Origin of the sequence: Bacillus sp. FJAT-47783, from assembly GCF_022808615.1 — a bacterium.
GTDB lineage: Bacteria > Bacillota > Bacilli > Bacillales > Aeribacillaceae > Bacillus_BZ.
In genome coordinates this window covers 71,655-90,970 of record NZ_JAKZKS010000008.1, presented here as the reverse complement: position 1 = coordinate 90,970, position 19,316 = coordinate 71,655, and the positions used below count along the sequence as shown (strand labels likewise).

22 protein-coding genes are annotated in these 19,316 nt (G+C 36.6%); 8 read left to right on the top strand and 14 right to left on the bottom strand.

What is annotated here, in order from left to right; genetic code table 11:
- Nucleotides 1-64 precede the first annotated feature (64 nt).
- From MLD65_RS08085 to MLD65_RS08075, 3 genes are all read right to left on the bottom strand, one after another.
- Complete coding sequence (locus tag MLD65_RS08085) at nt 65-865, bottom strand: NAD kinase (RefSeq protein ID WP_243291366.1); 801 nt, start codon at nt 863-865, stop codon at nt 65-67.
- A gap of 97 nt (nt 866-962) precedes the next feature.
- Nucleotides 963-1,589: a GTP diphosphokinase gene (yjbM, locus tag MLD65_RS08080; protein WP_243291365.1), complete on the bottom strand. Its 627-nt coding sequence runs from the start codon at nt 1,587-1,589 to the stop codon at nt 963-965.
- A gap of 158 nt (nt 1,590-1,747) precedes the next feature.
- Nucleotides 1,748-2,131, bottom strand: a complete 384-nt coding sequence (locus tag MLD65_RS08075; protein WP_243291364.1) for a UPF0738 family protein — start codon at nt 2,129-2,131, stop codon at nt 1,748-1,750.
- A gap of 163 nt (nt 2,132-2,294) precedes the next feature.
- Here MLD65_RS08075 and MLD65_RS08070 point away from each other — a divergent pair, with 163 nt between their 5' ends.
- The 5 genes from MLD65_RS08070 (at nt 2,295) to MLD65_RS08050 (ending at nt 5,798) form a co-directional block, all read left to right on the top strand.
- Nucleotides 2,295-2,879, top strand: coding sequence for a CYTH domain-containing protein (locus tag MLD65_RS08070; protein WP_243291363.1), 585 nt, complete (start codon nt 2,295-2,297; stop codon nt 2,877-2,879).
- Nucleotides 2,880-2,896: 17 nt separating this feature from the next.
- On the top strand, nt 2,897-3,502 hold the full coding sequence (locus MLD65_RS08065) for a lytic transglycosylase domain-containing protein (RefSeq protein WP_243291362.1): 606 nt from the start codon (nt 2,897-2,899) through the stop codon (nt 3,500-3,502).
- 165 nt (nt 3,503-3,667) lie between these two features.
- On the top strand, nt 3,668-4,072 hold the full coding sequence (locus tag MLD65_RS08060) for a globin domain-containing protein (protein ID WP_243291361.1): 405 nt from the start codon (nt 3,668-3,670) through the stop codon (nt 4,070-4,072).
- Nucleotides 4,050-4,937 (top strand): ClpXP adapter SpxH family protein, encoded by an 888-nt coding sequence (locus MLD65_RS08055; RefSeq protein ID WP_481748503.1) that lies wholly within the window; start codon nt 4,050-4,052, stop codon nt 4,935-4,937. The genes MLD65_RS08060 and MLD65_RS08055 overlap by 23 nt, the downstream gene beginning before the upstream one ends.
- Nucleotides 4,938-5,633: 696 nt before the next feature.
- Nucleotides 5,634-5,798, top strand: a complete 165-nt coding sequence (locus tag MLD65_RS08050) for a hypothetical protein (RefSeq protein WP_243291408.1) — start codon at nt 5,634-5,636, stop codon at nt 5,796-5,798.
- Nucleotides 5,799-5,847: 49 nt separating this feature from the next.
- Here the strand turns inward: MLD65_RS08050 and pepF are convergent, their stop codons facing one another.
- Nucleotides 5,848-7,668 carry an oligoendopeptidase F gene (pepF, locus tag MLD65_RS08045; RefSeq protein WP_243291359.1) on the bottom strand — a complete coding sequence of 607 codons (1,821 nt, stop codon included), beginning with the start codon at nt 7,666-7,668 and terminating at the stop codon, nt 5,848-5,850.
- Between the two features lie 139 nt (nt 7,669-7,807).
- Nucleotides 7,808-9,007 carry a competence protein CoiA gene (locus MLD65_RS08040; protein WP_243291358.1) on the bottom strand — a complete coding sequence of 400 codons (1,200 nt, stop codon included), beginning with the start codon at nt 9,005-9,007 and terminating at the stop codon, nt 7,808-7,810.
- Between the two features lie 180 nt (nt 9,008-9,187).
- Between MLD65_RS08040 and MLD65_RS08035 the strand changes: the two genes are divergently transcribed.
- Nucleotides 9,188-9,979 carry a DUF817 domain-containing protein gene (locus tag MLD65_RS08035; protein WP_243291357.1) on the top strand — a complete coding sequence of 264 codons (792 nt, stop codon included), beginning with the start codon at nt 9,188-9,190 and terminating at the stop codon, nt 9,977-9,979.
- 228 nt (nt 9,980-10,207) lie between these two features.
- Here MLD65_RS08035 and mecA read toward each other — a convergent pair whose 3' ends face one another.
- Nucleotides 10,208-10,864, bottom strand: a complete 657-nt coding sequence (mecA, locus tag MLD65_RS08030) for an adaptor protein MecA (RefSeq protein WP_243291356.1) — start codon at nt 10,862-10,864, stop codon at nt 10,208-10,210.
- A 284-nt stretch (nt 10,865-11,148) separates the two neighbouring features.
- Here mecA and MLD65_RS08025 point away from each other — a divergent pair, with 284 nt between their 5' ends.
- Nucleotides 11,149-11,814, top strand: coding sequence for a TerC family protein (locus tag MLD65_RS08025; protein ID WP_243291355.1), 666 nt, complete (start codon nt 11,149-11,151; stop codon nt 11,812-11,814).
- Between the two features lie 18 nt (nt 11,815-11,832).
- On the opposite strand, the gene spxA is transcribed toward MLD65_RS08025, so the two are convergent.
- Complete coding sequence (spxA, locus tag MLD65_RS08020; protein WP_243291354.1) at nt 11,833-12,228, bottom strand: transcriptional regulator SpxA; 396 nt, start codon at nt 12,226-12,228, stop codon at nt 11,833-11,835.
- 177 nt (nt 12,229-12,405) lie between these two features.
- Complete coding sequence (locus MLD65_RS08015) at nt 12,406-12,981, bottom strand: GNAT family N-acetyltransferase (RefSeq protein WP_243291353.1); 576 nt, start codon at nt 12,979-12,981, stop codon at nt 12,406-12,408.
- A gap of 243 nt (nt 12,982-13,224) precedes the next feature.
- On the opposite strand from MLD65_RS08015, the gene MLD65_RS08010 reads away from it, so the two are divergent.
- Nucleotides 13,225-13,401: a hypothetical protein gene (locus MLD65_RS08010; protein WP_243291352.1), complete on the top strand. Its 177-nt coding sequence runs from the start codon at nt 13,225-13,227 to the stop codon at nt 13,399-13,401.
- A gap of 114 nt (nt 13,402-13,515) precedes the next feature.
- Here the strand turns inward: MLD65_RS08010 and MLD65_RS08005 are convergent, their stop codons facing one another.
- From MLD65_RS08005 to MLD65_RS07980, 6 genes are all read right to left on the bottom strand, one after another.
- On the bottom strand, nt 13,516-14,367 hold the full coding sequence (locus MLD65_RS08005; RefSeq protein WP_243291351.1) for an alpha/beta fold hydrolase: 852 nt from the start codon (nt 14,365-14,367) through the stop codon (nt 13,516-13,518).
- Nucleotides 14,368-14,421: 54 nt separating this feature from the next.
- On the bottom strand, nt 14,422-15,429 hold the full coding sequence (locus tag MLD65_RS08000; protein ID WP_243291350.1) for a branched-chain amino acid ABC transporter permease: 1,008 nt from the start codon (nt 15,427-15,429) through the stop codon (nt 14,422-14,424).
- Nucleotides 15,430-16,296: a branched-chain amino acid ABC transporter permease gene (locus tag MLD65_RS07995; protein WP_243291349.1), complete on the bottom strand. Its 867-nt coding sequence runs from the start codon at nt 16,294-16,296 to the stop codon at nt 15,430-15,432.
- A 61-nt stretch (nt 16,297-16,357) separates the two neighbouring features.
- Nucleotides 16,358-17,062, bottom strand: a complete 705-nt coding sequence (locus tag MLD65_RS07990) for an ABC transporter ATP-binding protein (RefSeq protein ID WP_243291348.1) — start codon at nt 17,060-17,062, stop codon at nt 16,358-16,360.
- The gene (locus MLD65_RS07985; protein ID WP_243291347.1) at nt 17,049-17,813 is read right to left on the bottom strand and encodes an ABC transporter ATP-binding protein; all 765 of its coding nucleotides are present in this window, start codon (nt 17,811-17,813) and stop codon (nt 17,049-17,051) included. The genes MLD65_RS07990 and MLD65_RS07985 overlap by 14 nt, the downstream gene beginning before the upstream one ends.
- A gap of 99 nt (nt 17,814-17,912) precedes the next feature.
- Nucleotides 17,913-19,121, bottom strand: coding sequence for an ABC transporter substrate-binding protein (locus MLD65_RS07980; protein ID WP_279326006.1), 1,209 nt, complete (start codon nt 19,119-19,121; stop codon nt 17,913-17,915).
- Between the last annotated feature and the right edge of the window lie 195 nt (nt 19,122-19,316).

The following is a 19,316-nucleotide window of genomic DNA, read 5'->3' as shown; positions in this document are numbered from 1 at the left end:
CTTCCTGGCTTCAGAGAAAAATGCGACTGTTGAAATTTCAAAAAGAATCCACTATCGTACTTGATCAATCCGTTTCAGTAATAAACGAATCGCGGACTCGTTTCCAAAACGGGAACGGTCTGAAACGAGCGAAGCGAACTTTTTCTTGCGCAACTCGACATTGAATCGATTTGACATCTTTATGTAATAACGTTAAATGATCAATTGTAATTTGAAAATCGACGTCATTCACTGGACGTAATAAACAAGTATGGTGGTCTGGTAGGATAAGTGGTGAACCAATTGTACGGAACACGCGGTTATTAATGGACGCCATTTCCGCTAATTGAATAGCTTGTAACGATGGATGAAGAATCGCTCCACCTAATGCTTTATTATAAGCGGTACTACCAGTTGGAGTCGAGATACATAACCCATCACCACGAAACGTTTCAAACAATTGCCCTTTAATTTCCACATCCATGACGAGCGTTCCTTCAATGCTTTTTACGGTGCATTCATTTAATGCTAAATAGCGAGCTTCTTTCCCACCCTTAATATAGCGAACAATGACTTCTAACAATGGGTATTCGACGACTTGAAAAGGTGTTTTTGCAATGGCAATGACAAGTTTTTCGATTTCTTCTGGTACCCAGTCTGCATAAAACCCTAAATGTCCTGTATGTACACCGACAAACGCCGTTTTATCTAACCGGCTTTTATAGCGATGAAATGCGTATAATAACGTGCCATCCCCACCGACAGAAATGACAATGTCCGGTTGATCTTCATCATATTCCAATTCAAAATTAAGCAAATATGTCCGCATTTTTTGTGCAAGCGTATTGGAAGTTCCATCACCTTTTGAGGAAATCGCAAATTTCATAGTCATTATGCTCCTTTATCAAAATTTACCCCTTTATCCCACTTAAAACGAGCCAGTGGGGTTGCTCCCATTGAATGAAGTTTCATGTTTATTACGTCTACGTCTCTGTTTTTCTTAAAAATATAACATGTGCATCTTGAATTTCACCGCGAATCTGTGACATTTCCTCATCTAAACGATAAGCAGCTTCTGCGGCACGTTGGAGTCGGATTTTAATATTTTCTGGTATATTCCCACTATATTTATAATTGAGAGAATGTTCAATCGTCGCCCAAAAGTTCATCGCTAATGTCCGAATTTGAATCTCTACGAGAATTTTCTTTAACCCTTTAAATGTTTGAACAGGATACCTAACGACTAAGTGATAAGAGCGATAGCCACTTTCCTTTTGATGGTTAATATAATCCCGTTCTTCGACAATTTCAAAGTCGTCACGTTTCCTAAGCATTTCAAGTACGTTTTTAATATCGTCTACGAACTGGCACATAATTCGAAGACCTGCAATATCTTGTATTTCTTTTTCGATATTTTCTTTGGAAATATTTTTTCTTCTTGCCTTAGCTAAAATGCTTGGAACAGGCTTTACACGTCCTGTGACAAATTCGATCGGCGAATGCTCTCCCTCTAATTCAAATTGTGAACGTATCCCTCTCAGTTTCACCTTCAATTCTTCTACTGCTTGCTTGTACGGTGATAAAACTTGCTCCCATTCTTGATAATCCATCTTTTCCCCCCCTAGAACATTCAAGGAAAAACCTCTTTCTTTATAAGATAAAATGCCTAGCCCTCGAGTCAAAACGTGACGCCGTAAAGGCAAAAAGCGCCTTTTCGTCGTAAGAACATTTTTGCCTGAGGCAGAGCAAGGCGCTTTCGCTTTTCTTTCTATTCATTTGTATGGAAAACTTCTGTCACTTTTTGCTCCATCACTTCTCCATAATTTGCATTATCTTTAATGTTTTCGGTTACATATTGGAGCTCGTCATTAAAATGTTCGAGTAAAATCATTTCGCCGTCCATTTGTGCATAAACGGGAAAATCACCGTGTAGCGCCTTTTTAAGCATTGGCCAATGGGATGATTGGATACTTAAATATACGAAATCCTCCCCGCTATCCAACATATAAATAAATGAAAGCTGGTCAGAGTCAGCTAATAGCTGGCCTGTAGCTTGTAGATTTTTCACTTCATCTTTGTTCATTTCTGTATGTAGGATGAGTTGATTCTCTTTTTGTACTGCTTCTATTACTTCAATTCGTTTTTTCATCATAATCCCCTTTCTTCGTTTTCACACTTCATAAATCTCCTGATGACATATGTTTAATCCATCATTTATTGTATCATATTGATGGAGGCATTTCTCAAAGGTCAAAAGCTCTTTATATTGTACTAAATTTACATACTATTTTAAAACGAAAGGAACCAATTTTTTCATGACACAAGAAATCGAAATTGAATTTAAAAACTTATTAACGAAAGAAGAATTTTTGAAGCTGACTCATTATTTTCACCTCAACGATTCCTCATTCGTAACACAGCATAATCATTATTTTGATACGAAAGACTTTTCGTTAAAAAAACTAGGAGCGGCATTACGAATTCGTGAAAAAAAAGATCGTTTTACGTTAACATTAAAACAACCCGCTCAAGTAGGATTATTAGAAACGCACCAATTATTATCAGAAAAAGAAGTAGAACAAGCGATTCAACATTCGATCTTACCTGCTACTGGTGAAGTCATTCATCAACTGAGCAAGCTTCACATCAAGGCGGAAGATTTACAGTTTTTTGGCACTCTTACGACCGATCGAGCGGAAGTTTTATTGGAAGAAGGCTTAATCGTTCTCGATCATAGCCGATATTTAAAGAAAGAGGATTTCGAAATCGAGTTTGAGGTTCAAGATGAAGAGCTTGGAAAAAAGCGATTTCGATCGCTGCTTCAATCTTTTCATATTCCTATCCGTCATACTGACAATAAAATTAAACGATTTTATTTAGCAAAATATAAAGATTCCTAAAAAGGAGAACTTAACGCATGAATATTTCTACGCACGTTAAAACATTGTTCGAATTGCAAGCACTCAAATCTTTTTCTCAAAAACAAAGCCCTTCAACAATTGAAAAGTCAGAAACAGGTTTAGCATTCGATGAGCTTTTGTCAATATTTGTAGCGAATAACAAAAAAGCAAATGTTGAGTCAATAAAAGATAGGAGTCTTTCTTTACCAAAAGTGACTCAAAACACGGCTATGTTGATGAAAAATAAAGGAGATGTTGACTCGATTATCGAGCAGGCGGCCGAAAAATATGGTGTTGACGCTACATTAATTAAAGCCGTCATTCATCAAGAGTCGCGCTTTAACCCGAATGCCGTAAGTTCAGCTGGTGCGATTGGTTTTATGCAACTAATGCCGAGTACGGCAAAAGCTTTAGGTGTTGAAAATCCGTTTGACCCCGTTCAAAACATTGAAGGTGGAACGAAATATTTAAAGCAAATGCTAACAAAGTATAACGGAAGCCTTGACTTAGCATTAGCAGCCTATAATGCAGGACCTGGTAATGTTGATAAATACGGCGGTATTCCTCCTTTTAAAGAAACGCAAAACTACGTACAAACAATTAAAACACGGTACTATACGTAAAGGATACGATGTCAAACGGCACGTATCCTTTTTTTATATTTAACCATTTTTTGATCATGAAAGAGAAAGTGGACAACATATAAGCGGTTCGTTTGAGATATCGGAACCTCACTGATAAAATAAATAACAGTTAGTTAAGGATTCAAATTAAAAGGAGCTATTGTGATGATGAATTCATCTAAAACACCATTTGAAGTAATTGGAGAAGAGCGTTTACATGAACTTGTTGATACTTTTTACCATAAAGTGAGCAAACACCCATTACTAAATCCTATATTTCCAGACGACTTAACGGAGACAGCTCGGAAGCAAAAACAATTTTTAACACAATATTTAGGTGGGCCCTCTCTTTATACGGAGGAACATGGACACCCGATGCTTCGGGCACGTCATCTCCCCTTTCCAATTACGCCATCACGTGCAGAAGCTTGGCTATCTTGCATGAGAGAAGCGATGGATGAAATCGGTTTAGAAGGAGAGATCAGGGAATTTTTCTATCACCGCCTTGTTTTAACTGCCCAGCATATGGTTAATACCCCTGAAAAGGATGATTCTATTGAATTCGAATAACCAAGAATCAAAAGCGGCTCATTTTTTCTCTCACTGTCAAGGACATCCTCAAAAGCCGCTTGAAGTGTATTTGTTCATCGATCCATTATGTGCCGAATGCTGGGCACTAGAGCCTTTTATTAAAAAGCTTCAAATTGAGTACGGGCGATTTTTTACGCTTCGTCATATTTTATCAGGCACATTAGCCACGTTAAATTTAACAAAACGTCGACCGCCCGGTAATATCGCACAATCTTGGAAAAAAACAGCGAGTCTTTCAGGAATGTCATGTGACGGAACATTATGGACGGAAAATCCAATTCCATCACCTCATATCGCCTCTTTAGCGATAAAAGCAGCTGAGATCCAAGGACGAAAAGCAGGTATACGCTTTTTAAGGAAGCTTCAAGAGGTCGTATTTCTCGAAAAACAAAACGTATCAGATGAAAATGTGTTAATGGATGTGGCCCATTCCGTTGGTCTCGATCTCGAAGAGTTTCACAATGACATCCATTCTCCAAGTGCTCAAAAAGCTTTACAGTGCGATTTAAAAATTACAACAGACATGGAAGTAAAAGAAATACCGTCACTTGTTTTTTACCATTGTGATGAAGATGTTGAAGGACTAAAAGTGACAGGTTTATATCCATATGAAACGTATGTACACATTTTGGAAGAAATGATTGGCTGCCGACCAAAGCCATCACAAGTTCCACCACTTGAAATATTTATGAAACATTTTAAGTTTGTCGCTTCAAAAGAAATCGCTGTCGTTTACAACATGACTTTAGTACAAGTGGAATTCGAAATGAAACGACTGCAGCTCATGCAAAAAGTCGAGCGCGTACCTGTCAAGCACGGTACATTTTGGCGATACTTGGAATAGGAGGGCGTATCGATCTTTTTCATAAAGTTTTCAAAGGATAATGGAGTCTTCGATGTGCAACTTAAAATGCGCAAGCAGGTCCCTCCTCTCATGCAGTTGCGTTCTTTTTTCATGACTTGCGGATTTATTCTCCAAACTTGCGGATACGATTCTTAAGCCACGAAAAAACGGACGAGTCAATCGTCCGTTTTTTATTTCAACTACCCTTTAAAAGCCACATCTCAATTTTATTCATCACTTTTTCAAATTTATTTATCGGTTTCTTCATTTTATTCATCACTTCAAGGCTATTATTTATCGCTTTCTCAAATTTATTTATCACTTTGACTTCACAAACGAAATAAGGAATTGACCAAATATAGCCAATTCCTCTTTTGATTTGTATACGTATTAATTCCCCATCTATGTAAACGCTTTCTAGATTACCTTTAAAGAAACCGCACTACTCGTGCGGTTCCTATTGTCTTAACGACAACAAAGGGGATGGGAGAAATTTTCACGGTCAAACAAAGGGGTAAATGTTTGTTGTGTGATAAATTTCACGTAATAAAATATAACAAATATCGACGATATTTGACAAGACTTTTATCAAAAGTTCACAAATTTGTCACAAAAACATGTTTTGTCATCTTTTTTCATAACCTATTACAAACGGAAAAATCGGCAAACCATTGTGGAGGGATTTACATGAGAAAAATGAATGTTCTTCTCTGCATCTTATGTTTTATAGTAGCTTTCTTTTTAAACATTTTAGGTTTAATGAAACTGATCCCACTCTATATTACGTCTCCCTTATTGTTTATTATTATTTTTGTCACCCTTTACCTCTTGAATCACCGGAAAACATTTCGGGGGTTTTAGAATTAACAAACGGTGAAGAATCTCCTCTTCACCGTTTTATTGCTCCTTGTTAAATTCGATTTAACAACTCTTCCATTTCTTCAAGCTTTTCTGCAAATACTTTACATGCTTGTTCAATCGGTTCTTTTGTCGTCATATCAACACCGGCTTTTTTCAATACTTCGATTGGATAATCAGAGCTTCCTGCTTTTAAGAAATCAATGTATCGTGTAACAGCCGGTTCGCCCTCTTCAAGAATTTGTTTACTTAAAGCTGAAGCTGCACTAAATCCTGTTGCGTATTGATAGACGTAGTAATTGTAGTAGAAGTGAGGAATCCGGGCCCATTCCAATCCGATTTCTTGATCAACAACCATGTCTTCACCAAAATAGGTTTTATTTAAATCGTAATAGATGTTTGTTAACAGTTCTGGTGTTAACGGTTCACCGTTTTGAGCTCTTACATGAATGTCATGCTCAAATTGTGCAAACATCGTTTGACGGAACACAGTACCTCTAAACCCTTCTAAATAATGATTGAGTAAATAAAGGCGTTTCTTCTCGTCATCAACCGTCTTTAATAAGTAATCCGTCAATAAATTTTCATTGCATGTGGATGCAACTTCTGCAACGAAAATCGAATAGTTTCCATACGGATACGGCTGGTGCTTTCTCGTATAGTAACTATGCACCGAATGGCCGAATTCGTGTGCAAGTGTATATAAATTATTTACATTATCTTGCCAATTCATTAATATATAAGGATTGGTACCGTACGTACCTGATGAGTATGCCCCGCTTCTTTTCCCTTTATTTTCGTGCACATCGACCCAGCGATTTTCAAAGCCTTCTTTTAAAATGTTTACATATTCCTCACCGAGTGGCGCAAGACCTTTTAAGATCATATCCTTTGCTTCTTCATAAGTAACCTTCATTTTAACTTCTTGAACGAGCGGAGTGTATAAGTCATACATATGAAGTTCATCTACTTGTAACACTTTTTTCCGTAAGGCGATGTAACGTTGTAATAACGGCAAATGCTTATTAACTGTTTCAACAAGATTGTCATATACCGACTCTGGAATGTTATTTGCGCTTAATGCTGCTTGACGAGCGTTTTCATAGTTTCTTACTTTTGCATAAAAATTATCTTTCTTTACAGCGCCATTTAATGTACTAGCAAATGTATTTTTAAATTGATCATATGTGCCATATACTGCTTTAAATGCATCTTGGCGAACTCTGCGATCACTGTTTTCCATAAAGGTAATAAAACGGCCATGCGTTACCTCTACTTCTTCCCCGTTTTCATCTTTAATTGTTGGGAATTGTAAATCCGCGTTATTTAATTTTCCAAACGTGTTACTTGATGACGCTAGCGCCTCAGATGCTTGTGCTAAAATGGCCTCTTGTTCAGAAGATAGTACGTGCGGACGCTGGCGATTAATCTCATTTAACGCATGCTCATATAACTTTAATCCTTCATGGATGTTGATGTACTCCTCTAACGTTTTTTCCTCAATGGCTAAAATCTCTGGCACGATATATGAGGAAATGCTTGACGCTTCTGTATAAAGTGTCGTGGCGCGGTCATTCAAGCTTTGATAAAAGGAATTCGTTGTATCTTGGTCATAACGCATGTGAGCATATGTATAGAGCTTTCCTAAACGTTCCATCACTTGATCTTCATATTGGATTGCTTCGTATAAAACGTCAGCTGACTCCCCCAACTTCCCTTTAAATTCAGCAATCTTCGGAATGGCTTGTTTAACTTCCTCAAATTCCTTTTCCCATTCATCATCTGTACTGAATATATCTTCTAATCTCCATGTATCTTCAACTTTGATTTCCTCTCGTTTCGGCAATGTTTTCACATTCGGTTTTTCCGACATCCTCAATTCCCCTTTCATTTTTTCATATAGAGAAGATTCCCTCTATTGGGTCTTTTTTCAATCATATGCCACATTTCTCTCTAAATCAAATGATTTCGAATTTCTCGATCCATTTTAGGATATTCGTTTGGAAAACGATTCATACTTTTCTTTTTAGGCGAAAAACAACCTCAAGCGCTCGATCTCTTGAAAGAATTTCTTCTAAATTGTTTGTAAATAACTGTTCTTTTACTCTTTGATACGAATCTCTCCCGATTTTCTCGACCGTTTCCAGTTTTACTAAACGATCCAAGTAAGACTGGACGACTTCTTGAACTAAAAAAGGGGAATGAAAACGATTCACCCGAACCGATAATGATCCAAAGTGACGTTTTATGAGCCATAATACTCTTTGTAAATGAAACGTTTCTTTTAAAGGTATGGTTGAAATGGCGTAAAGAATAACGGCTTGCCACACATAGACCGCTTCATCTATCTTCCAGCCATTCGGGAGAGGAATAAACGCTTCAGACGGTATATGCGTTAAAGGAATTCCGTATGTTTCATAAAGCATGGATTGAAGAACCTTTTCTTGTTTATTCAAATGTACTTTTGGTGTTTGACGATATCTTTGCAGTTTGAGAAACCATTGCTTTTGATATGTAGAAATGTTCCATTCTACTTGTTTTGGATTGAGGCAATCTTGAAAGCTTATATCGAAAGGATGAAATAGTTTGATGTTGGCAAACACCGTTTGTTTCGAAAAAGGGACAATGGTTTCAAGAATCATGAAGTGTTTAAGTTTCGAACAGTAAAAGATCATAAAGGGCTTCCCTTTACTCGTAAAACGAATAAATAACCAAAGAAACTCATTAAAACGAAACTCAAACGTTTTTACCCGTTTTAAGCGATTACCACCAAGTATCCATATCGGGATCATCGATTCATTTTCATATCCTTCTGTACGACTTTTCATTAATGAATAGGGAATTTTTGAACATTGGTATTCTATTGCATATTTTTCCGTTTGAGAAGATAAAAAGAGGTCGGCTCGCTGTTTAATTGAAGGGAAGTATGTTTCAAGTTCACAAGAAATTCCTTGATTCTTTAGCCACCTAAAAAGCTGCATTTTCCCTTCCATATGATATAATGTCTCATTTTCCGAATCGACAGAACAGGATACGCTTTTGAGGTGAGCAAAGTGAGGAATTCGCGTGTCGCCCATTTTTAATTGTACTGGATTTTGGCAGGCAGGACAGCGAAATTGGACGTTGTTTTTTAGTTGTTTCAACCGATCTTTCGTCCAGTTTGAATCCAATAAATAAATTTTTTCTTGATCTGATGTTTCCGCTACAAGCAAAAAACCACATCCTTTTTTTCTTTTATCACCATTTTATTCGATGCTATTTTGGATATTTCCTTTTTTTAATTAGATTTTTGTAGAATCATGTCTTACAGGGAGAATTTATTGATTAACGAATAGATCCAAAAGGGACTATGGTATAATCTAAAAAACTAATACAAAAAAGGTGTTATTGACATGAAACATTTCATCAATCTATTTTACTTTGCTTATGAACAAGCTATTTCTTGTCTTTTTGCTGTTATCATTTTCGCATCATTAGCCATTACAAAAACAGTCGACATACCTTACATCCAAAGATATGATCTCATTTTAATCATTTGTATTTTGACTCAAATTTTCATGATTTTGTTTCGTATTGAAACAGTTGATGAGCTTAAAGTTATTTGTGTTTTTCACTTGATTGGACTAGCACTAGAAATTTTCAAAGTTCATATGGGATCTTGGTCATACCCTGAGGAAGCATGGTCAAAGGTTTTGGGCGTCCCTCTTTATAGCGGATTTATGTATGCAAGTGTGGCTAGCTATATGTGTCAAGCATGGAGAAGACTTAACCTACAAATTCACCATTGGCCACCGTCTTGGATTGTTGTACTTCTTTGTACAGCCATCTATTTAAATTTTTTCACACATCATTTTATTATGGATGTTCGCTGGGGATTAAAAGTAATCATTGTTCTCGTCTTTTATCGTACGATTGTTTTGTTTACGATTCGTCAAACTACTAACAAAATGCCAATGATTGCTTCTTTTATTTTAATCGGATTTTTTATTTGGATTGCCGAAAATATTGCAACATTTTTCGGAGCTTGGAGTTACCCAAACCAACAACACGAATGGGAACTTGTTCATATTGGAAAAATTAGCTCTTGGCTTCTTCTCGTCATTGTTAGCTTTTTAATTGTCGCTCAACTTAAAGATGTTAAGGCAAACCGACAACATGAAAAACGAAGCAATTTTTCAATATAGACATATAAAATGAAGTATCGGATCGCTTTTTAAAAGAACGCCTAAATATGACTTCAGCAAAACACAAAAAGGCCGATTTCCGTTTGAAATCGGCCTTAATCTTCGATAGATGAATCATTGTCTATTTTACCTGGCCAAGCAGCCAAGTTTTTATTATTAGCTATATGTTTACTGATCCAATTCATCTTTTATATTGCCAGATAGGCTGGCTGGGCATGCGATAAGTTTTTAAGAAAAGTGTTGACGAACTTGTTCTAAGGCATTGTCCTTCATCACTAATGTTCCATATTCCTCTAAACGGTGAATCGTTACACGGGATTCGTGACCGAATTCTAAGATAAGACTTAAAATGTCCTCCACTATTTCATCTTCTTCCTCTAAAAACTCAACGAATAAATAGTATTTCCCTTCGTAAGCAAATAAACTATTTTGAAAACCTTCTAGAATATATTTTGAAAGAGAGATGATATGTTCAAAATCATCAAATCTTATAACAAACTGTAATTGTTCTTCCTCTTCATCTCTAGGAGCAGGATTAGGTGAATTAAAATGGCTATCGAGTAACGACTCAATATTCTCATCAACAGGAAAATCCTTCATTTTCCCTTCTAGGATCGGTAGCTCAAGTTTTTGTCCATCTTTAGACAGTTGTGCTCTTGTGACAATAACTTCTAATCCTTTATCGTTTGCTTGAACTTGGATCCATAAAGGTCCTTCAATCGGAAAGTCTTCTTCTTCATGAATTTCGTCCATCATTTCCCAAAAAAGTTCTTCACTACGTTCGCGGTTATACCATATTTCTTCTCGGTCAAAACCTCGCTCCTCTATATCAACATATGAAATGTAAAACTTTACGGTATGTTCATTAATGCGCTCTATATCCATTTGAACAACCTTCCCTTCTATATAATTTTTGGAAGGGACAACTAACCCCCGAATCCGCTCTACTTTTCTTCAATTTACCCAAATGCAAAACATTTTAACCGTTAGCACCATAGTTGTTCAACTATCTACATCTTGTACTTATATTGTATGATAAAACACTGTATAAAGAAATAAAAAATGCTTCGATTTTAAAAAACAGTCATATACCTAGTTCTATTCATAAGTGGACGAATCCTTCATATATATGGTACAAGCGTGAATGATGGAAAAGAGAGGTTTTTTCAATGGATGAACAGTTGATTTTATCTATATTTATGATTATTGGCATTGATCTCGTCTTAGGTGGGGATAACGCAATTGTCATTGCATTAGCTTGTCGGAACCTTCCGGAGTCAAAGCGAAGTCAAGCAATCCTGTTCGGAACAATTTTAGCCGTCGTCTGCCGCATTATTTTAACAATTGTGGCCGTTTATTTGTTACAAATTCCATTTCTTCAGCTAATCGGAGGGATCTTTTTATTATATATCGCCTTTTCATTACTAACAGGAGAAGATAATCGTCATACGATCAGAAGCCCCAATTCCTTAAGGAGAGCAATACAAACGATTGTCGTGGCTGATATCGTCATGGGTTTTGATAACACAATCGCCATTGCAGGTGCAGCGAATGGACATATTTTGCTCGTTATTTTCGGACTTGTCATATCCATCCCGATCATCGTATGGGGAAGTGGCATCATTTTACATGCCATGAACCGTTTTCCACTACTCATTTATGGCGGTGGAGGAATATTAGCTTTTACTGCCGGTAAGATGATCGCAGCAGACAAAACCTTTCACGCCTTCTTTCTTCAAGACCCAGCAATCATCTTTTCATTGCCCTATATGACGACAGGGTTTATCATTTTTGGCGCTCTTTTTTATGAACAAATCAAAAAGCCCTCTACATAAGCAGAAGGCTTCATATATTTAGTTAACTAGTCGTTGTGCTTCTTTTAGTTGGAAAGTGCGAACTTTACGAGGTAGGAAACGACGGATTTCGTCCTCATTATATCCTACTTGTAAACGTTTCTCATCAATGATAATTGGCCGGCGTAAAAGCCCTGGATGTTGTTGAATGATGTTATATAAGTCTTGAAGTGGTAGCGAATCGACATCTATGTTAAGCTTTTGAAAGACTTTTGATCTTGTTGATATGATTTCATCCGTACCATCTTCTGTCATGCGAAGAATCTCTTTAATCTCATTAATAGTAAGTGGCTCAGCAAAAATATTTCTTTCTCTATACTCAATGTTATGCTCTTCTAACCAAGATCTAGCTTTACGACAAGAAGTACAGCTTGGAGAAGTATATATTGTAACCATAACCTTTCACTCTCCTCTTTATAAAAATTCTTCCGACATGACTGACCTATTGATTTTCTATGTTTTCATTATACTATAAAAAAGTAAGTTAGCATATATGTTCTTTGTTAATTTTTTATTAAAATTGTTACAAGTTATTGAAGGGTATTGTACTAATTATTTGGAGGTGATTCTCAATTAACTTAATTCATCGAAAATATTATCCGAACGATCTTCTTCAAGTGTTAAAACTTCATCATGATCTGGATAAGACTCTCCATATAGCTCTTTGTCCTTATAAGTATGAATGTGATTGTACGTATGTTTCATCGCTTCAAATATTTCTTCTTCCGAGGCATCAGAAGGTGACCAATACAAAATTTCCATTTCATTAATTTTATTTGTTGCTAAAGACCTTCGACGATACCCAATAGTATGAGCATGATGGAAGTTTTCTCTTTGATAAAACTTTAATCGTTTTTCTGTATCTTCATCCGATTCATCAACAGGTTCAACTTCTAAAATGATCGGTTTTTGCTTTTCTTTTAATTTTTGGAGTAATTTATGACCAATTCCTTGTCCTCGTGCATCTTTTGATACATAAATATAATCGATAAAAATAAAATCATCAAATTCCGCATACATGAGAACATGATGGGGTCCTTCATCTTTATGATAGACGTCCCCTTTTTCTCGCAATAACGCTTCCATATGTTCTTTTGATTTCATTTCTTGAATCGGAAAATATTGATTTAATTTTTCGTACCAGTTCATAGATCTACTCCCTTTTATATATTGGCTCTTTTCGTAATGATTGTTGAAATTTAGAGCAGCCGCCATTCTTCTTTTATTTCAAGTCACACGCGGAAAGATTCAACGTAATGATTTCTTGAAAAAAGCCTATCCACGTATATATATACCCACTTTCCGTTTTCGTAAACATTGTTTACAATAAAGATAAGAGGTTTTTCAGACTTTTCTATATCTTCAACCATTTTGGGCAAGGGAGGTTTTACAATGGACTTTTTCGTAGACTTTTTGATAGTTGCCCTGTTTATTATCGGTATTACAGCTACTATGGGTGTCATGGCTAATGGGATCGGAACTTCCATATTTGGCCGTCAAAAAAACAAATTCCTTGATCAATCGTTAAAAATGCAAACTGGTTGGAAAAAAATTGAGGGTAGAAAATGAAAACGAATGGCGCGGTATCCGAATGGATGCCGTTTTTTTATATCCAATTTCTTTAAAGGGGTTTCCTACTTGTTAGCCCCTTCTAAAAAAGAAAAAGAGGAATCCTCCTCTTAATCACCCTTTTATTTTTGTTGATTCTAAAAAAATATTGACTTGTTCAACAAATTGTTCATACTTTGTCAAAATGATGGAATAATGATTCGCATGATGAATCTCCACAAATTGGCTGTTTGGAATGAGAGCCATCATCCTTTCCCCTTCTTCTTTTGTCACCATAAATGTTTTCCCATCTTTAAAACAATCTGGTGCCCATAAAAGTAACGTTGGTGTTTGAATTTTTTTATGAAAGACGTTTATTGCCGTTTCCCTCAGTGCTTTTATCTCCTCTAAAATGATCTGTTTTCTTACTTTCGAACGGACAGAACCATCTGAACGATGCTCAACATCCGCATAAAAATATTGCTCCATATATTCATTCCATTCATCAAAAAACGGATTTTTTTTCATTTCATTTAAAAACGTATAAAAATCTGGATAAATGATATCAAGCCGTTCAATTGCTGGGCGTATTTTTTCGTAAACTACAGGATTTACCTCAACACCTCCGTCGACAAGAATTAATCGTGATAACCGCTCTGGATATTTTGTGGCAAAACAGGTTCCAATGAGTGCCCCGAGCGAATGTCCCATATAAACAACTTTTTCGAAACGGAAAAATTCCATAACTTTCAAAATGTCATCCGCATGTTGAAACACATTGTAGCCAAATGTTGGCTTTTCACTGTCTCCTCGCCCTCGTAAATCGACAGCAATCACCCGGTATTTATCAATTAACCTTTCAGCCACAGCATCCCAATAATGACAATTTGCCGTCAATCCATGTACACAAATAATCGCTTCACCTTGTCCGCCAAAATCTACAACATGAAGATCAATCCCGTTTACTTTGATTTTCTTATCTTTCATGCCTTCCATTCCTTTCACCGTTTTGAAAGCTTTATATTTTCGCATTCAATTTTTCTACAATGTTTTTTTATACGATGTATTCGTAGCATATTCTTTATTTTTTTGCTTTTTTGTTCGAGCATTTTGCCAATGCTTCACTGTCCCGACAATCCCTTTTGGGAAAAACATAACGGCTAGAATATAAACAATGCCGAAAAAGATAATCCAACGTTCAAAAATCCAGTGAACTTTCGCTAAGTCCATCAAACCATTTTGAGCAAATTCTATAAGTCCAGCTCCTACTATCGCTCCAAACAGTGTTCCGACACCACCAATAATGGTCATCAGTAAGGCATCAAGTGTAATTTCGATTGAAAACACAGTTGTATTCACAAATCTCAAACTGATTGCATATAAAATGCCGCTCAATCCTGCAAAAATTCCAGCTACCATATTGACGACTACTTTATAATACAACACTTGATATCCAAGCGACTCTGCCCTTCCTTCATTTTCCCGAATTGCTACAAGCACTTTTCCTAAAGGAGACTTTGTCAATCGATGTAAAAACATATAAACAATCATTAAAAATCCAAGTGCAATAAAGTAAAAAGATAACCGATCCCGAAACAAATCAGGTACTCGAAAAGTAAATCCATCATTCCCCATCGTTAACCAACGCCACTTTTCAGCAATAATCATCAATAAACCAGCAACAGCAAGCGTGAGCATGGCAAAGTAATGACTTTTTAACCGAAGGGTCAACATCCCTACTAAAAAGCTAACAATCGCTGACAAAATGATCGTAATGATAACGGCTAGAAAAATACCGCTAATCGTTGGTTCATCCATTTTTTTCATTAAAATGGCTACCGAATATGCACCGATACCAAAAAACATTGCATGTCCAAACGATACAACACCTGTGTACCCAAGGAGCAAATCATAACTCATCGCAAATACTGCAAAGATAAAAATTTGACTGAGTAATATTAAGACAGTTCTAGAATCGTTGAAAAAGGGGAGAAAAATAAGAAAGATACAGCCAATCATGAGAAGCAATTGAAATTTTGATAGCCTCATTTAGATAGCCTCCTTGCTTTCGATTAATCCTGAAGGCTTAAACAAAAGAATAAGAAGCATTAATAACATATTCACCGCAACGGAAATTTCAGGTACGTAATAAGCTGCAAACGCACCTAAAATACCTACAAGGACAGAAGCGATTGCGGAACCAAGCACGCTCCCCATACCGCCAATAATGACAACAATAAAGGCGAGAATACCATACTCTAAGCCTATTTCTGAATAAATAACCCCTGAATACGGTCCAAGTAACATGCCGCTAAGACCAGCCATTGATGCTCCTAATATAAATACAAATAAAAACACTTTTCGAATATTAATTCCTAATGCTTGGATCATTTCCTTATTCATAACACCTGCTCGAACGATTAAGCCAATCTTCGTTTTATTTAATAAAAACAACAATACGAAAAACACAATGATTCCGATCATAATGATAAATAGTCGATATTTAATAAAGACAAATTCCCCTAGTTGCCAGCTTCCAGCTAAATATCCCGGTGGCTTGGCGAGAATTTGGTTCGGTCCCCAAAATACTTTCACTAATTCACCTAATACAAGCATGGCTCCAAGAGTAATTAAAATTTGTTGAATATGATTACCGTAAACCGGAACGATAATAAAACGTTCCAACAAATAGCCAAGAATGGCTCCCGCACAAATGGCAGCTAAAATCCCTAGAAAAAAGCTATCCATTAATTGATAAACCCAAATCCCTACATAGGCTCCCCATAGAAATAATCCTCCGTGAGCAAAGTTAAGAACGTCCATCAATCCAAATATTAAGCTTAGACCAGCAGCAAGCAGAAAAATTAACATCCCTGTAGCTAAACCATTTACGAGTATATTAATAAAAGCTTCCACATGATCCCCCTCTTTTTTTTAGATTTAGCCAATTTTTCTTCATTTTGCCCATCTACACCATTTACGCAATACCTAAATACTGCTTTCGCATTTCTTCGTTCTCTTTTAATTCCTCCATTAGTCCGTTATAAACTATCCGACCATCATCTAAAATGTAAAAGCGATTTCCTATAGTACTAGCCATGAGAAAGTTTTGTTCCACTAAGACAACGGTTGTTTTTTCTTTCATTTGGATGATCGAATCCATAACCTTTTCTACCATGATTGGGGCCAACCCCTTACTTGGTTCATCTATCAAGATTAATTCATTATCATTCATATAGGCCCTTGCAATCGCAAGCATTTGTTTTTGTCCTCCGCTTAAGTAACCGCCTTTTTTATGCCAAAATTTTTTTAAGTCAGGAAAGAGTTCTAGAACGTATTCAAGCCGTGCAAACGTTTTTTCGTCGTTTTTTCTCATGGCGACTTTTAAATTTTCTTCAACCGTTAAACCTCCGAAAATCCCTTGATCCTCTGGTACATAACCAATTCCCTTATTGGCGATTTGATGCGTTTCTAAAGTACTAATTGGTTCATTTTTATAATGGATTGAACCTTTGCTAATAGGGTTTAATCCCATAATAGAGCGCAATGTTGTTGTTTTTCCTGCCCCATTCCGTCCAAGGAGAACCGTAACTTCGCCTTTTTTTACTTCAAACGAAATCCCTTGAATAATATGGTATTGTTGGATAAACGTATGAATTTCTTCGACCTTAAGAAGCGTCATTGTACATTCCTCCTAAGTATGCAGATTGAACTTGTTCATTTTCAATAATCTCTTCAGGTCTCCCATCAGCCAGTAACTTTCCGTTAAAAAGAACGATGACACGATCGGATACATCAAGGATCATATCGATTTTATGTTCAATTAGAAGGATTGTTCTGTTTCCTTCATTTTTGATTTTTTTAATGACTTCAAGTATTTTCGGCACTTCTTCTAAAGACATTCCCGCTGTCGGCTCATCTAAAAGGAGAAGTTCAGTTTCAAGAGCAAGTAGCATAGCAATTTCTAGCTTCCTCTTTTCCCCGTGGGCAAGATTTATTGCCATTTCATCTGCTTTTTCCTCAAGAAGAACGAGCTTTAGCCATTCGTATGCTTTTTTATCGATTTCCTTGAATCTTCTTACATGGGAAAAACTATTAAAAAAAATTCTCGCTTTTGATTGTGCAGCAAGACGAACATTTTCAAAACAAGTCAAGTTAGGAAAAACATTGGTAATTTGAAAAGAACGACCGATTCCAATTCTTGTCCGAATAGTAGGGGATAAATGGGTAATATCGTTCCCATTGAAAAACACTTGGCCAGATGTCGGCTTTAACTGCCCGCTTAATAAATTAAAAAAGGTTGTTTTTCCAGCTCCATTTGGGCCGATGATCGACATTAATTGGTTTCGTTCCACTTTGACATTGACATGCTCCACGGCTACATGGCCCCCAAACTGGATCGTTAATTCATTTGTCTCTAAAATTGCTTCCACTTTTTCACCCACTTTTTCATATTTTCGGTAAGTCAAAAGAAACAGGGACTAACCTATGTGCTGCATGGAATATTAGATCAGTCCCATATTGACTAATGATTAATTCATAATTGGTGGTTTTGTTTCCTCTGGCGTAAGTTCTCTTATTAACACTGGAACCGGATAGTCAAATCCTTCTTTTTCCTCTAGTTTTACAGCATATAATGTTTGTAACGCTTGATGATCTTCTTTTCGAAAAGTCACTTTTCCTTTCGGAGAGTCGAATGACATTCCTTCCATCACTTCGATAAGCGCATCTCCATTCGCATCCCCTTCTGTCTTTTTAAGAGCCTCAACAATAGCAATCGCCGCTGTCATACCTCCAGGCGTAAATAAGTCAGGTACTTGACCGTTAAACCGTTTTTTATGTTCCTCTACAAGCCAGTCATTGATTTGATTGTTTGGAAGTGTGTGATGATACACGGTAAACCCTTCCATTCCTACAATGTCTCCCATTGCTTTTAATGCGGCAATATCAGGAACGCCCGTCGAGATTTTAATTCCTTTTTCGTTTACTTTCATATCAGCAAGCTGTTTCCAAGGAGAATTGGCGCCTGCCCAAATCACAAATAAATAGTCTGGTTTTGCTTCGATAATTCTTTGAATATTTGATGTAAAGTCTACAGCTTGTGGGTCAGCATATTCTTCAAGCACTATGTTAGCCCCAAGTTCTTCTGCTGCATTTTTAAATGCACTCACCCCATCGCGACCAAATGCATAGTCTGGTGCAAGTGTTGCGATTTTAACCCCTTCTTTTGCAATCGCCTGTGCACCTGCAATGGCATCTTGTGAAGAATTTCTTGCCGTACGGAAAATATATTCATTCCAATTCTCTCCTGTAATACTATCAGCAACAGCTGGTTCGACGACCATCACTTTTTCATATTCTTCTGCAAGTGGCAATACAGCTAGTGTATCTCCTGATGAGCTTGATCCTACAAGAATATCAACTCCATCATCTTCTAATAGTTTTGTTGCCTTTTTTACTGCGGTATCGGGTTTTGTCTCTGTATCTTCAATAATTACTTCGATCTTTTTCCCTGCGATTTCTTTTGTCCCATCTGTTGCGTAGTCAATTCCTAGTTCAAACCCATTAATCGTTTGTTTTCCATATGCCTCAAGAGCTCCAGTCACTGATGCAAGAACCCCAATTTTAATCACTTCTTTTTCGTCGTTGTCTTCATTACTTCCAGTTGATTCAGCGTTGCAAGCTGATAAAATGACAAGCGCGGAAATGACAATCATACTCAACAATTTAGAAACTTTCATTTTTCTTTTCACTTTTCATTCCCCCTTTTTAAAAGAATGGTTTTGCTTTATTATGAAAGACAATAGTTACAATCCAGTTACAAGAAAAGCGGAAGCGCCGATCTCACGACGAAAAAGCGCTTTTTGCCTTTAGTGCGTCACGTTTTTTTAGCGAATTTAAACAAAAAAAGAGGCTCTCCTAAAAAGGACAACCTC

What these genes read in the sequence shown, in the direction of transcription:
- MLD65_RS08085 (WP_243291366.1), bottom strand. Translation starts at nt 865, where the DNA reads ATGAAATTTGCGATTTCCTCAAAAGGTGATGGAACTTCCAATACGCTT.
- yjbM (WP_243291365.1), bottom strand. Translation starts at nt 1,589, where the DNA reads ATGGATTATCAAGAATGGGAGCAAGTTTTATCACCGTACAAGCAAGCA.
- MLD65_RS08075 (WP_243291364.1), bottom strand. Translation starts at nt 2,131, where the DNA reads ATGATGAAAAAACGAATTGAAGTAATAGAAGCAGTACAAAAAGAGAAT.
- MLD65_RS08070 (WP_243291363.1), top strand. Translation starts at nt 2,295, where the DNA reads ATGACACAAGAAATCGAAATTGAATTTAAAAACTTATTAACGAAAGAA.
- MLD65_RS08065 (WP_243291362.1), top strand. Translation starts at nt 2,897, where the DNA reads ATGAATATTTCTACGCACGTTAAAACATTGTTCGAATTGCAAGCACTC.
- MLD65_RS08060 (WP_243291361.1), top strand. Translation starts at nt 3,668, where the DNA reads ATGATGAATTCATCTAAAACACCATTTGAAGTAATTGGAGAAGAGCGT.
- MLD65_RS08055 (WP_481748503.1), top strand. Translation starts at nt 4,050, where the DNA reads ATGATTCTATTGAATTCGAATAACCAAGAATCAAAAGCGGCTCATTTT.
- MLD65_RS08050 (WP_243291408.1), top strand. Translation starts at nt 5,634, where the DNA reads ATGAATGTTCTTCTCTGCATCTTATGTTTTATAGTAGCTTTCTTTTTA.
- pepF (WP_243291359.1), bottom strand. Translation starts at nt 7,668, where the DNA reads ATGTCGGAAAAACCGAATGTGAAAACATTGCCGAAACGAGAGGAAATC.
- MLD65_RS08035 (WP_243291357.1), top strand. Translation starts at nt 9,188, where the DNA reads ATGAAACATTTCATCAATCTATTTTACTTTGCTTATGAACAAGCTATT.
- mecA (WP_243291356.1), bottom strand. Translation starts at nt 10,864, where the DNA reads ATGGATATAGAGCGCATTAATGAACATACCGTAAAGTTTTACATTTCA.
- MLD65_RS08025 (WP_243291355.1), top strand. Translation starts at nt 11,149, where the DNA reads ATGGATGAACAGTTGATTTTATCTATATTTATGATTATTGGCATTGAT.
- spxA (WP_243291354.1), bottom strand. Translation starts at nt 12,228, where the DNA reads ATGGTTACAATATATACTTCTCCAAGCTGTACTTCTTGTCGTAAAGCT.
- MLD65_RS08015 (WP_243291353.1), bottom strand. Translation starts at nt 12,981, where the DNA reads ATGAACTGGTACGAAAAATTAAATCAATATTTTCCGATTCAAGAAATG.
- MLD65_RS08010 (WP_243291352.1), top strand. Translation starts at nt 13,225, where the DNA reads ATGGACTTTTTCGTAGACTTTTTGATAGTTGCCCTGTTTATTATCGGT.
- MLD65_RS08005 (WP_243291351.1), bottom strand. Translation starts at nt 14,367, where the DNA reads ATGAAAGATAAGAAAATCAAAGTAAACGGGATTGATCTTCATGTTGTA.
- MLD65_RS08000 (WP_243291350.1), bottom strand. Translation starts at nt 15,429, where the DNA reads ATGAGGCTATCAAAATTTCAATTGCTTCTCATGATTGGCTGTATCTTT.
- MLD65_RS07990 (WP_243291348.1), bottom strand. Translation starts at nt 17,062, where the DNA reads ATGACGCTTCTTAAGGTCGAAGAAATTCATACGTTTATCCAACAATAC.
- MLD65_RS07980 (WP_279326006.1), bottom strand. Translation starts at nt 19,121, where the DNA reads ATGAAAGTTTCTAAATTGTTGAGTATGATTGTCATTTCCGCGCTTGTC.